10 protein-coding genes are annotated in these 13,941 nt (G+C 31.4%); 9 read left to right on the top strand and 1 reads right to left on the bottom strand.

The features are described 5' to 3' along the window. Positions 1 to 157 precede the first annotated feature (157 nt). The 5 genes from qoxA to rihC all read left to right on the top strand — a co-directional run bounded on the left by qoxA (position 158) and on the right by rihC (position 5,152). The gene (gene qoxA / locus N524_RS0102275; RefSeq protein ID WP_017637030.1) at positions 158 to 1,276 is read left to right on the top strand and encodes a cytochrome aa3 quinol oxidase subunit II; all 1,119 of its coding nucleotides are present in this window, start codon (positions 158 to 160) and stop codon (positions 1,274 to 1,276) included. Next, on the top strand, positions 1,276 to 3,264 hold the full coding sequence (qoxB, locus tag N524_RS0102280; RefSeq protein ID WP_017637029.1) for a cytochrome aa3 quinol oxidase subunit I: 1,989 nt from the start codon (positions 1,276 to 1,278) through the stop codon (positions 3,262 to 3,264). The genes qoxA and qoxB overlap by 1 nt, the downstream gene beginning before the upstream one ends. Further along, positions 3,254 to 3,859 (top strand): cytochrome aa3 quinol oxidase subunit III, encoded by a 606-nt coding sequence (gene qoxC / locus N524_RS0102285; protein ID WP_017637028.1) that lies wholly within the window; start codon positions 3,254 to 3,256, stop codon positions 3,857 to 3,859. The genes qoxB and qoxC overlap by 11 nt, the downstream gene beginning before the upstream one ends. Next, positions 3,856 to 4,146, top strand: coding sequence for a cytochrome aa3 quinol oxidase subunit IV (gene qoxD, locus N524_RS0102290; protein WP_017637027.1), 291 nt, complete (start codon positions 3,856 to 3,858; stop codon positions 4,144 to 4,146). Before qoxC ends, qoxD begins: the two co-directional genes overlap by 4 nt. Before the next feature lie 97 nt (positions 4,147 to 4,243). After that, positions 4,244 to 5,152, top strand: a complete 909-nt coding sequence (gene rihC / locus N524_RS0102295; protein ID WP_029055546.1) for a ribonucleoside hydrolase RihC — start codon at positions 4,244 to 4,246, stop codon at positions 5,150 to 5,152. Positions 5,153 to 5,218: 66 nt separating this feature from the next. On the opposite strand, the gene N524_RS0102300 is transcribed toward rihC, so the two are convergent. Then, the gene (locus N524_RS0102300) at positions 5,219 to 6,415 is read right to left on the bottom strand and encodes a serine hydrolase domain-containing protein (protein WP_029055547.1); all 1,197 of its coding nucleotides are present in this window, start codon (positions 6,413 to 6,415) and stop codon (positions 5,219 to 5,221) included. 782 nt (positions 6,416 to 7,197) lie between these two features. Here N524_RS0102300 and N524_RS0102305 point away from each other — a divergent pair. The 4 genes from N524_RS0102305 (at position 7,198) to N524_RS0102320 (ending at position 13,799) form a co-directional block, all read left to right on the top strand. Further along, positions 7,198 to 8,451: an LCP family protein gene (locus tag N524_RS0102305; protein ID WP_017638082.1), complete on the top strand. Its 1,254-nt coding sequence runs from the start codon at positions 7,198 to 7,200 to the stop codon at positions 8,449 to 8,451. A gap of 35 nt (positions 8,452 to 8,486) precedes the next feature. Further along, entirely contained in the window at positions 8,487 to 8,957 is a 471-nt protein-coding gene (locus tag N524_RS0102310) for a DUF2538 family protein (RefSeq protein WP_017638081.1), read from the top strand. A gap of 76 nt (positions 8,958 to 9,033) precedes the next feature. Then, positions 9,034 to 9,459 (top strand): GNAT family N-acetyltransferase, encoded by a 426-nt coding sequence (locus tag N524_RS0102315; protein ID WP_017638080.1) that lies wholly within the window; start codon positions 9,034 to 9,036, stop codon positions 9,457 to 9,459. 236 nt (positions 9,460 to 9,695) lie between these two features. Further along, on the top strand, positions 9,696 to 13,799 hold the full coding sequence (locus N524_RS0102320; protein WP_029055548.1) for a glucosaminidase domain-containing protein: 4,104 nt from the start codon (positions 9,696 to 9,698) through the stop codon (positions 13,797 to 13,799). Positions 13,800 to 13,941 lie beyond the last annotated feature (142 nt).

The following is a 13,941-nucleotide window of genomic DNA, read 5'->3' on the forward strand; positions in this document are numbered from 1 at the left end:
AATTTTAACAAATCTTACAATCCCCGTCATATCTCAAACTTTTTAAAATTTTTGGCTTATATTAATAATTTTTTTCTTCTAGGTACTTGTAAATATTGTGTAATAACTTAAAATTAGTGATAAGCCCTACATTTGTAGTATTAGGAGGTCAAAAAAAGTGTCAAAATTTAAGTCTTTGCTTCTAATGGTCGGAACCCTAATTTTACTTAGTGGTTGTTCGAACATTGAAGTTTTTAATGCAAAAGGGCCAGTAGCAAGTAGTCAGAAGTTCTTGATCATCTATTCAATTATCTTCATGCTTGTTATTGTTGTCGTTGTTCTTTCCATGTTTGCATTCTTCATCTTTAAGTACAGTTATAGTAAGAATGATGAATCTGGTAAGATGCACCACAATTCTTTAATTGAAACAATTTGGTTTGTGGTACCTATCATTATCGTTATTGCTTTAGCAATTCCAACTGTTAAAACATTATACGATTATGAAAAACCACCAGAGAAAGACAAGGACCCACTTGTGGTTTACGCAGTAAGCGCTGGTTACAAATGGTTCTTTGCCTACCCAGATCAACACATCGAAACTGTTAATACGTTAACAATTCCAAAAGATCGTCCAGTAGTATTCAAGTTACAATCTATGGATACTATGACAAGTTTCTGGATTCCACAATTAGGTGGTCAGAAATATGCCATGACTGGTATGACTATGAATTGGACATTAACAGCAGATCAAACAGGTACTTTCAGAGGTAGAAACTCTAACTTCAATGGTGAAGGTTTCTCACGTCAAACATTTGATGTAAACTCTGTAAGCCAAAGTGATTTCAACAAATGGGTGAAAAAAGCTCAAAGTAAGAAAACGTTAGATCAAGATACATTTGATAAACAAATCTTACCAAGCACACCTAACAAAGAATTAACGTTTAATGGTACGCATATGGCGTTCGTAGATCCTGCAGCTGATCCTGAGTATATCTTCTACGCATACAAACGTTACAATTACGTTCAAAAAGATCCTAACTTCGTTGATGAAAAAGATCTTTATAAAGACGTAAAAGATAAACCAGTCAAACCAGCTCGTAAGGTTACAATTTCAAATGCTAACTATAAACGTCACGGTATGACACCAATGATTCTTGGCAACAATGAAAAATACGACAATGAATTCAAGAAGAAAGAAAAACACAATTCTAAGGAAATGGAAAAAATTTCCAAAGAAGCTAAAGACGGTAATGCGTCTAAAAACAAAGAAAATGATGATCATGGAGGTGGACATTAATGAATTTTCCATGGGATCAATTACTAGTTAAGGGTAACTGGATGATTACGATGGCACAAATCGGTGCACCATTCTTAGTTATCGGCCTTATCGCAGTAATTACTTATTTCAAATTATGGAAATATCTTTATAGAGAATGGTTCACATCCGTAGACCATAAAAAAATCGGTGTTATGTATTTAATCTGTGCCGTATTAATGTTCGTCCGTGGTGGTATTGATGCGTTAATGCTTCGTACTCAATTAACTGTTCCAGATAACACATTCTTAGAATCTAACCACTACAATGAAGTATTTAGTACACACGGCGTTATCATGATTATTTTCATGGCTATGCCTTTCATCTTTGGTTTATGGAATATTGTTGTTCCATTACAAATCGGTGCACGTGATGTTGCCTTCCCTGTAATGAACAACGTAAGTTTCTGGCTATTCTTTGCTGGTATGATTTTATTCAACCTATCATTTATCGTAGGTGGATCTCCAGCTGCTGGTTGGACAAACTATGCACCACTTGCTGGTGAATTTAGTCCTGGACCAGGTGTCAACTACTATTTAGTTGCTATCCAAATTTCCGGTTTAGGTACGTTAATGACCGGTATTAACTTCTTTGTAACGATTTTAAGATGTAAAACACCTACAATGAAGTTTATGCAAATGCCAATGTTTACTGTAACTACATTCATCACTACATTAATCGTTATCTTAGCCTTCCCTGTTCTTACAGTGGCTTTAGCGTTAATGACAGTCGATAGAATATTCGGAACAGCGTTCTTTACAGTAGCTGATGGCGGTATGCCTATGTTATGGGCTAACTTCTTCTGGGTATGGGGGCACCCTGAAGTATATATCGTTATCTTACCTGCATTTGGTATTTACTCTGAAATTATTCCAACATTTGCGCGTAAACGCTTGTTCGGACATCAAAGCATGGTCTGGGCAACTGCTGGTATCGCGTTCTTAAGTTTCTTAGTTTGGGTTCACCATTTCTTCACAATGGGTAATGGTGCTTTAATTAACTCATTCTTCTCAATTTCTACAATGTTAATCGGTGTACCAACCGGAGTTAAGCTATTCAACTGGCTATTAACATTGTATAAAGGTAGAATTACTTTCGAGTCACCTATGTTATTCTCATTAGCATTTATCCCTAACTTCCTATTAGGTGGGGTTACAGGTGTAATGCTTGCGATGGCATCAGCTGACTATCAATATCACAACACTTATTTCTTAGTAGCTCACTTCCACTATACATTGGTTACTGGTGTAGTATTTGCCTGCTTAGCTGGTTTAATATTCTGGTATCCAAAAATGATGGGCTACAAATTAAACGAAACGTTAAACAAATGGTGCTTCTGGTTCTTCATGATCGGATTTAACGTTTGTTTCTTACCACAATTCATTCTTGGATTAGATGGTATGCCACGTCGTTTATACACTTATATGCCTTCTGATGGTTGGTTCTTATTAAATGTTATCTCAACTATCGGTGCTTTATTAATGGCAATTGGTTTCTTATTCTTAGTGGTAAGCATTGTTTACAGTCACATTAAAGCACCACGTGAAGCTACAGGCGATAACTGGGATGGACTTGGTCGTACTTTAGAGTGGACTACTGCATCAGCAATTCCACCTAAATACAACTTTGCTATCACTCCAGATTGGAATGACTATGACACATTCGTAGATATGAAGGAACATGGTCGTCATTATTTAGACAACCATAATTACAAAGATATTCACATGCCAAACGACACACCAGTTGGTTTCTGGATGGGAATATTCTTTACAATCGGTGGTTTCTTCTTAATCTTTGAAACAATCATTCCAGCCGCTATCTGTTTAGCAGGTATCTTCGGTACAATGATTTGGAGAAGTTTCCAAATTGACCATGGTTACCATATCCCTGCTTCTGAAGTAGCTGAAACTGAAGCACGTTTAAGAGAAGCACGTATTAAAGAAAGGGAGGCTGTAAGTCATGAGTCATGATACTAATACAATTGATTCACGTACGCATGAAGGCGAATTAAATAAACTTGGCTTTTGGATTTTCCTTACAGCCGAATTCGCGTTATTCGGTACCCTATTCGCAACGTTATTAACTTTGCAACATGGTGGCGATTACGCTGGCAAGATGACTACAGAGTTATTTGAATTACCTTTAGTTTTAATAATGACATTCGCGTTATTATTAAGTTCATATACATGTGGTATTGCAATCTACTACATGCGTAAAGAAAAACAAAACTTAATGATGTTTTGGATGATTCTTACTGTACTACTAGGGCTTGTATTCGTAGGATTTGAAATCTACGAATTCGCACATTATGTTTCTGAAGGTGTCAACCCTACTATCGGTTCCTTCTGGTCTAGTTTCTTTATTCTATTAGGAACACACGGTTGTCACGTTTCAGTTGGTATTGTTTGGATTATTTGCTTATTAATTCAAATTGGAACTCGTGGTTTGGATTCATATAATGCTCCAAAATTATTTATAGTAAGTTTATACTGGCACTTCTTAGATGTTGTTTGGATCTTCATCTTCACTGCCGTATATATGATAGGGATGGTGTATAGCGGATGAATACAATCGTAAAACATACAGTCGGATTTATTGCTTCTATCGTATTGACGCTTTTAGCAGTTTTCGTAACACTATACACATCAATGAGTTTCCATGCTAAAGTAACAATTATTTTTGGATTCGCATTTATCCAAGCTGCACTTCAATTATTAATGTTCATGCATTTAACTGAAGGTAAAGATGGACGTGTCCAAATGTTTAAAGTTATCTTTGCAATTATCATAACTCTAATTACTGTTATCGGTACTTATTGGGTTATGCAAGGTGGTCACTCACACCACTTATAAAAAGTATAAAGTTCATACTTTTAGACCTACTAGCATTGCTAGTAGGTCTTTTTTACGTCAAAATAGAACTAATGATAAATGAGAGGAGTTGGTATCAGTGGTCATACCTATTATTATAGATACTGATCCAGGTATTGATGATGCAGCTGCCATCAGCTTGGCATTGAGTCATCCTAATATAGAAGTTAAAATGATTTCTACTGTTAATGGAAATGTGAATGTTGATAAAACAACGAACAATGCACTTAAATTAGTTCATTTTTTCGATAGTAAAGTCCCAGTTTATAAAGGTGCAGCTCGTCCTTTAATTTCCGATCCTGTTGATGCAGCCGAAGTACATGGCGAGTCAGGAATGGACGGCTATGATTTTGAATCATTTGAAAATCATTATATTCCACAAACAAATTCAATAGAAGCAATCAAAGATGAAATTATGAAGAGTTCTTATCCAATAACTATTGTTGCTATTGGACCATTAACAAATATTGCATTACTTTTAGCTACTTATCCTGAAGTAAAATCGAATATCAAACAAATTGTTATTATGGGTGGTAGTAGCGGTAGAGGCAATGTCACACCTTTAGCAGAATTTAATATATATTGTGATCCAGAAGCAGCAAACATTGTTTTTAATGCACAAATACCAGTTGTGATGATTGGATTAGATTTAGCAAGAAAAGCTATGTTCTCACATGATTTTATAAAAGAAATTAAACAAGTTAATCAAACAGGAAATATGTTATATCATTTATTACAACATTACAGAACTGAAAATGTTCACGAAGGTATAAAGTTATATGATGTATTTACAATTTTATATTTAATTAATCCAGATATATTCAACGTTTATGATGCCAATGTACAGATTGAGCTTCATGGTTTATTAACTAAGGGTGCCACTGTTGTTGATTTTGAGTCGCTAGAACCAAATTGTAAGGTAGTACATTCCCCTATTTCAACACACTATCAAGATTTATTTTTAAACGCCCTTTCATATTGTAAATAAAAATAGAACGCACATATTTAGTATCTCAACAGACAATATATGTGCGTTCATTTGTTTAATTTATTATTATTTTACTTTAACACCAGGAACGTTATATTCCTTTTTTTGATGAAGAATATTATAGAAAATATGTTTCATTTTGTTTTCATTCGCTTTTTCATTTTCTGTAATTAAATTACTTGCTAAAACAACAGTATATTTATCATTATAGTAAACAGTAAATATTTGTCCGAAGAACACGCCATTAATCCTATTCATTGTAGGAGTAACGTAGAAACCATATCTATATTCAATTGGATATTCTTTAGTACCAAATTCATGTAAAAATGGATTAGCTGTATCTGCATTAAATATCTTATACTGTTGCATTGCATTGACTAATTTGCCCATATCATATGGAGCCATATATAAATTACCAGCGCCATAATATTGGTTTAATATTTTAGGATGCATCAAAGAAAATTTATTATGAGTCAATTTGTATCCATTTGCCATATTTTTACGATATAATTTTTCATCAAAGAAAGCTGTATGTTGTAATTGATATGGATTACCTAATCTATTGTAATAATTGGCAACATAAGGCTTATTTGTAACCTGCTCGATAACTTTCGCAAGCACTAAATAATTCCCATCATTGTAATGATCTTTATGGTAATAATTTTCATCTATACCTCTTTGTTGAATTGTTTTGACTGCTTGATCTAAATTTTTAATATTTGTTGATGCTTTATATTTGTATAACCCACTTCGATGTAACATCAAATCTTTTAATGTGATTTCTTTACTTGTTTTAAACCAAGGTAAATATTTGGTTACTGGATCATTGATATTCACTTTATTTTCTAATTCAAGTTGTTTTAACATTAATCCAGTAGTGAATTTTTGTGATGAACCGATAAGATACATTGTATTAGCTGTATTCTTTTTACCAGATTCAAAGTTTTGAAAGCCATAACCTTTATTCAACTTAATCTTACCATTTTCAAATATAGCAGCAGTACCATTAAAATTTGTATCTTTTAAATAGTTATCAATTTCTTTATATATAGGTTTTTTCTTATTAACAACGGTTTTTAGCTTTTTAGGTGCTTTCTCATGTTTATCTTTTTTAATAATATATGTAGCATTATCATTTTTTTGGAAGTACCGACTATCCATGTGCAGATATTCGTTCCATTTTTTTCCAAAAATTACCATTAATATGATTAGTATAATTAACACAATGATGAAAAACACAATCTTAATCTTGTTTAGTTTCATTTCGAAATTTGCCTCACATAATAATATCAATATTTTTCTTAGAAATATAAACATTAGATATCAAGGTCTTACTTTTATATCCATAATACTCGCTGAAAAATATATCTATTTGTCTTTTATTTTGTCTTGAACGTATCTATCAATTTAATTTCTATTATCTTACTTTAAATTTAATCCTCCCTTTTTTTATTAATTACCTCTATAAAGATCTTAAAAAATTATAAAGCTATTGTGATTACTACGATGTTACTCAATAAATATGATATGCATAATTATAAATCATTTTATGCATAAAATCACTTTAATTATATAGTACACCTTTAACAGAAAGATTACATAGTACTTTAGTACCATAAATAATAATATCTTAAAAAATTTTATGAAACTGACAACACAGTATTTTAACGCCAGTCAATTTAATAAAAATGGAAATGAATTGTTTAGATAAGATCATAATAGCAAATAGTTTCAACATAAATTAGCATAAGTATAAATATGCATAATAATAATTGTTGAATTTGAATTGTTATATTGGTTATTAAAGTGTCACAATAAATGTAATCAAATACTCACATTTCTTACCATCAATCATTTATACTATAAGATATAAATAAAATTTTAGAATTCAATACTATTTATTGATATATGAGTTGTAATTTTTACTATAAAGTAATACAATTTAGGGCTATAGTGTGAAAAATTATAGACAACAATACGAAGAAACTACATAAATTTTAATCATATATTTAAAAATAAGTTAATAATGTTTAGGAGCAACAAATATGAATAAATTCTTTAAATACTTTTTAATTCTACTGACTTTCGCTCTTATTGCTATTCCTGTTGTTTTTGCTAGTAACCTATTCAAATCTTCAGAAAAAGCGTTTGAATCTTCTCAAGATAAAAGTAACGCAGATCGTCAATCAAATCTAAGAAGTTCAAAGGTCAACCCTGAAAAAGATCCAATTTCTATATTATTTTTAGGAATTGATGATAATGAAGGACGAGAAAAAAACGGACAAAGCTTGGAACATTCAAGATCTGACGCGATGATTTTATCTACTTTTAATCAAAAAAAACATCAAATTAGAATGTTGAGTATCCCCCGTGATACGATAAGTTACATTCCTAAAGTAGGTTATTATGACAAAATCACTCATGCCCATGCATACGGTGGCCCAATTGCTGCAATGGATTCCGTTGAAGCAACAATGAATGTGCCAGTTGATTACTATGCACGTGTTAATATGAAAGCATTCGTTGAAGCTGTCGATGAACTTGGTGGCATTTACTATGATGTTCCATATAATTTAAACGAACCAAATAGTGATGATACAGGTAGAATTAAAATTAAAAAAGGCTATCAAAAATTAAATGGTGATGAAGCATTAGCAGTTGCTAGAACGCGCCACCATGACTCAGACTTAAAACGTGGACAACGTCAAATGGACTTAATTAAAATATTATTCAAAAAAGCACAAACACTTGATTCATTTGATAAATTAGATGAAGTTATTAATATTGTAGGTAAAAATGCTAAGCATAATTTAACTAAATCTGAGATTAAATCATTATCTAGAATGTACCTATCTGACAGTGTTAAAATGAAAAAATCACAACTAGAAGGTGATGATGATATGTTAGATGGCGTTTATTATTACAATCCTAGCATTAGTAGTATCCAGAAATATTCAAACATCTTGCGTACTGATTTAGGATTATCTAAAATTACTGATAAAGATGATTTCTTAAATCAAAGAGTTATTGATCATTATGGCTCTCTAGTACCATTAACTGAACTAGATGATTCTCTTTTAAGAAAAGGTCAAAATGATACAACTGATGACAAAAAAGATAAAGATAATAATGATAGCAGTAATGACAGTAATAATGATGATCAACAAAACAGTGGAACTAACGATCAAACTCAAAACAATCAACAAATGGATAATCAAAACAACGGTATGAACACGCAACAAGATAATACCGTTAATAATCAAAATTACCAACAACAACAAGATACTACTGCTTATTAATTTTAATATATTATTTAATGAGAGGAGCTGCTTAAATGTCACGAAAAACGTATGAAAAAATTGCTAATATAAATGGTATGTTTAACGTTTTAGAACAACAAATTATTCATAGTAAAGACATGGCTTTATTTAGAAATGAATTCTTTTATGTAAACCATGAACATAGAGAAAACTACGAGGCTTTACTCATTTATTATAAAGAAAGTGCAAATAATCCTGTTGTAGATGGAGCGTGTTATATTGTAGCCCTACCAGAAATATTTAATAAAGTAGATATTTTCGAATCTGATTTACCATTTACTTGGGTATATGATGAAAATGGTATTACTGAAGAAATGAAAAGTATTAGCGTACCGTTACAATATTTAATTGCTGCTGCACTTGAAGTAACTGATGTAAATCTATTTAAACCATCTGGTTATACAATGGGAATGAATAATTGGAATATCGCTCAAATGAGAATTTTTTGGCAATACACTGCAATTATAAGAAAAGAAGCATTATAAAATATTAAATATCACTTAAGGAAGAAGTCATCAAATAACCGGGCTTCTTCCTTTTTTATAATAAAGGAGACTAAATATGTTCTATAAAGTTACGAATAAAGAAATGTTAGAAGCGTGTTTTGAAATTAGAAAAGAAGTGTTTGTTAAAGAGCAAAATGTGCCAGAAGATCATGAAATTGATGAATATGATGAGAATGCAATTCATGTCATTGGCTATGACAATGATAACCACCCTATTGCAACAGCACGAATACGCTTATTGAATGAAACTACCGGAAAAGTCGAACGCGTAGCAATTTTAAAAGATTATAGAGGTCGAGGCTTAGGATTAAAATTATTGAATTTTGTTGAACAAACAGCTAATGAAAATCAATTAACATTTTTAACAATGAATGCTCAACACTACGCAATCTCCTTTTATGAAAAATTAGGTTACAACGTTGTAGGCGAACCATTTGATGAAGAAAATATTAAGCATATCGTTATGGAAAAACATTTGTAACATATAGTATTCTCAAATTATTTTCTTTGTCATACTTTGTAATATTTCATTAACCACAAATTAATTTTTTATATGAAATTACTTGCGTACTATCAATGTTTAAACCCCTTACATCGTAATAAATTTAAAAAATTATAGGTTAAAGTTCTATTACAAATCTGTTAAAAACAATACACTTTTATTTTCGCATATTATAATTAATACAAATTCATAACATACAAGGAGTAATTATAATAATGGCGAAAAAATTCAATTACAAATTACCGTCAATGGTTGCACTAACTTTATTTGGAACAGCATTTACGGCTCACCATGCAGATGCAGCAGAAGCTACTCAAGACCAAACTAAAAACAAGAATGTACTGGATGACCAAACAACCTTAAAACAAGCTAACAATGCTAAAAAAGAAGTGAGTAACCCAACACAAAATATTTCTGGTACTCAAACTTATCAAGATCCAACTAAAGTAAAACCTGTACAGACTACTTCTACAGAAGATAATGATACATCTAAACAAAATGATACTGCAGATGTAACAAATATTACTAATACAACAAGTGATAGTACAAATTCTGATAAAGAATCTAAACAAAATGATACTGACAATCAAAAAGATGTGAGTACTGATGCTACTGATAATCAATCAACAACTAACGTTGACTCTGATAAATCAACTAACGAGAATAATGAAGCTGTTAAAGAACAAACTGACAATAACACTAATGCTCAAGCTCAACAGCAAACTCAAAATACAGATAATAATGTAAAAAATAAAACTAGCCAAGAAACTAGTCAAAATGAAAACACTGAATCTACTAACCAATCAACTAAGCAAACAGTTAAAAATAATGGTGGTTATAGTTTAATTGATGATGAAGATGATGTTGAGAGTGAAAATGTGTCAGATAACAATTCAAATGACACTACTAAACAAACAGTAACAACTGCACAATCTGAAAGTAATAAAACAGATAAATCAGCTATCTCTAATCAAACTACAAAATCAACAAACACTAATACTAATACAACAAACACTAAAAATGATACTAAGGAATCAGCTAAAGTTGAATCAGCACAAGTGAACGATTCATCAAATAATCAAGTGTCTACTTTTAGATCCGTAGCTAAACCAAGAATGATGTATGCAACTGCTAAAAAAGCAACATCTTCTTTACCAAAATACAAACCAGCAGTGAAATCTTCAATAAATGACTATATTCGTAAAAAGAATTTTAAAGCACCTCAGATTGAAGAAGATTATTCATCTTACTTCCCTAAATATGGATACAGAAATGGTGTAGGTAAACCTGAAGGAATTGTTGTCCATGATACAGCTAATGAAAATTCAACAATTACGGGCGAAATCAATTACATGAAGAACAATTACAACTCAGCTTTCGTACATGCGTTTGTAGACGGCAACAGAATCATCGAAACTGCCCCTACTGATTACTTATCATGGGGAGCTGGTCCATACGGTAATGAACGTTATATAAACGTTGAAATTGTTCATACACATGACTATGATTCATTTGCACGTTCAATGAACAACTATGCTGATTACGCTGCAACACAATTACAATATTATGGTTTAAAACCTAATAGCGCTGAAAACGATGGTAGCGGTACTGTTTGGACACATTCAGCAATTAGTAGATGGTTAGGTGGTACAGACCATGCTGACCCACATGGTTACTTTAAACAACATAATTATAGTTATAATGAATTATACGATTTAATCAATGAAAAATATCAAATTAAAATGGGACAAGTTGCACCTTGGGGTACTACTTCAACAAGTACAACTAAACCTTCTAGTGGAAGTACAACAACTAAACCTACTACTAAACCTTCAACTAGTAATAGTAAATTAACAGTTGCTGCAAATAGTGGTATGGCTCAAATTAACACAAAAAATAGTGGACTATACACAACTGTTTATGACAAAAAAGGTCACTCTACTAAAGAAGTACAAAAAGCATTATCAGTAACTAAAACTGCAACATTAGGTAATGATAAATTTTACCTTGTACAGGATTATAATACTGGGGAAAAATTTGGTTGGGTTAAACAAAATGAAGTAATTTATAATACAGCTAAATCACCAGTAAAAGTTAATCAATCTTATAATGTTAAATCTGGTACTAAAGCTTATACAGTACCTTGGGGTACTAGTAAACAAGTAGCTGGTACAGTTTCAGGAAAAGGAAATCAAACTTTTAAAGCTACTAAACAACAACAAATTGATAAATCAACATATTTATATGGTACAGTTAACGGTTTAACTGGATGGATTAGTAAAGCTTATTTAACTACACCTACTAACACTACTAAACCAGCTACAAAACCAACAACTAAGCCTACAACTACTAATAATAAATTAACAGTTGCAGCAAATAATGGCGTAGCTCAAATCAATTCTAAAAATAGTGGTTTATATACAACTGTTTACGATAAATCTGGTAAAACAACAAAAGAAGTACAAAAAACATTAGCAGTTTCTAAAACAGCTACATTAGGTAATGATAAATTTTACTTAGTTCAAGATTATAATACTGGCAAAACTTATGGTTGGGTTAAACAAGGAGATGTAGTCTATAATACGGCTAAATCACCTACTTCTGTAAATCATTCATATAGCGTTAAACCTGGTACAAAAGCTTATACAGTTCCTTGGGGTACTTATAAACAAGAAGCAGGAACAGTTTCAGGTAACGGTAACCAAACATTTAAAGCTACTAAACAGCAACAAATTGATAAAGCTACTTATCTATATGGAACTGTAAATGGTATCACTGGTTGGATTAGTAAGTATTATTTATCTGAACCAACTTCAACTAAATCAACTGTTGCTAAACCTAAAATGGCTTTTAAATCATATGCTGTAACAAACGAAGAAACACCTAAAACTCAAACTACGGCTAAAACTAACATTACTCAAACTACTAAAAAAATTGGTCAAGTAAAACTTAACAACTCTGGTATTCGTAGTTCTGTATATGATAAAACAGCTAAAAATGGTGCTAAATACGCAAATCGTACTTTCACAATTTCTAAACAAAGAACTGAAGGTAATCAAACTTATGTGTTATTACAAAACACAGTATCAAACACACCATTAGGCTGGGTTAACATTAATGATATTAATGTTCAAAACCTAGGAAATGAAGCTAAAGAAACAGGTAAATATAAAGTGAATAGCAATAATAATGGGCTTTATTCAATTGCATGGGGAACTAAAAACCAACAATTATTACCTACAAGTCAATTAGTAAATCAAACTTTTAACGCTTCAAAAGCTATATATGTAGGTAACGAAAAATATTTATATGGTACAGTTAACAATCGCACTGGTTGGATTGCAGCAAAAGACTTAGAACAATCTAATACTAATAATCCTGCAACGCCATATAATTATACTTTCGTTATCAAAAATAATAATGGTTATTATTATGATGATCCTGCTGCAAAGAACGGTTATTCATTAAAAACTTATTATGAAAAACCATTTGTAGTCATTAAACAAAAACAACAAAATGGTGTTACTTGGTATTACGGTAAATTAACTAATGGTAAATATGCTTGGGTTAAAGCAAACGATTTAACAAAAGAATTGGTTAAGTATTCAAATACAGGACGTACATTAAACCAAATGGCTTCTATTCAAAGTAATTTAAGCTATGGCCCACAAGTTCAAAGAACTCCTGGCGTATGGTCAAATGCAACTTACTATGAAACAAAAAATGCTATGGATTCTAATAAATTAGCTAAAAATCCTGTATCTAAATATCAATTTTTACGTTTAGATCAACCACAGTATTTATCTGAAGCTACTTTAAATAAATTACTTAAAGGTAAAGGCGTACTTGAAAACCAAGGTGCAGCATTTAGTCAAGCGGCTAAAAAATATGGCTTAAATGAAATTTACTTAATTTCACATGCTTTATTAGAAACTGGAAATGGACAATCTCAATTAGCTAAAGGTGCTAACATTACAAACGGTGTAGTAAATACTCGTTCTGCAACTAAATATCATAATGTATTTGGTATTGGTGCTTATGACTATAATGCTCTAGGCGAAGGATTAAACTTTGCTAAAGCGTCTGGTTGGAATTCAGTTTCAAAAGCGATTATCGGTGGAGCTAAATTCATAGGTAATTCATATGTGAAAGCTGGACAAAACACGTTATACAAAATGCGTTGGAATCCTGCACACCCAGGTACACATCAATATGCAACAGATATTAATTGGGCAGATTCAAATGCACAAGTATTAAAAGGATTATATGATCAAATCGGAGAAGTTGGTAAATTCTTTGATATTCCTACATTTAAATAATTCTTATTTCGACTAACAAGATAATTCTTGTTAGTCGATTTTTATTACGTCCCCCTTCTCTTTTCTATGATCCTATAACCTTTAAAAGGAAATTTTCTTGTTAATATTATTCCGATATAAATAAAGAAAGCAATTTCTATCT

It is taken from the genome of Staphylococcus sp. URHA0057 (assembly GCF_000620265.1).
Taxonomy (GTDB): domain Bacteria; phylum Bacillota; class Bacilli; order Staphylococcales; family Staphylococcaceae; genus Staphylococcus; species Staphylococcus pasteuri.

Coding starts and splice junctions, on each gene's coding strand:
- N524_RS0102300 (WP_029055547.1), bottom strand. CDS start 6,415: ATGAAACTAAACAAGATTAAGATTGTGTTTTTCATCATTGTGTTAATT.
- N524_RS0102315 (WP_017638080.1), top strand. CDS start 9,034: ATGTTCTATAAAGTTACGAATAAAGAAATGTTAGAAGCGTGTTTTGAA.
- N524_RS0102310 (WP_017638081.1), top strand. CDS start 8,487: ATGTCACGAAAAACGTATGAAAAAATTGCTAATATAAATGGTATGTTT.
- qoxD (WP_017637027.1), top strand. CDS start 3,856: ATGAATACAATCGTAAAACATACAGTCGGATTTATTGCTTCTATCGTA.
- N524_RS0102305 (WP_017638082.1), top strand. CDS start 7,198: ATGAATAAATTCTTTAAATACTTTTTAATTCTACTGACTTTCGCTCTT.
- qoxC (WP_017637028.1), top strand. CDS start 3,254: ATGAGTCATGATACTAATACAATTGATTCACGTACGCATGAAGGCGAA.
- N524_RS0102320 (WP_029055548.1), top strand. CDS start 9,696: ATGGCGAAAAAATTCAATTACAAATTACCGTCAATGGTTGCACTAACT.
- qoxB (WP_017637029.1), top strand. CDS start 1,276: ATGAATTTTCCATGGGATCAATTACTAGTTAAGGGTAACTGGATGATT.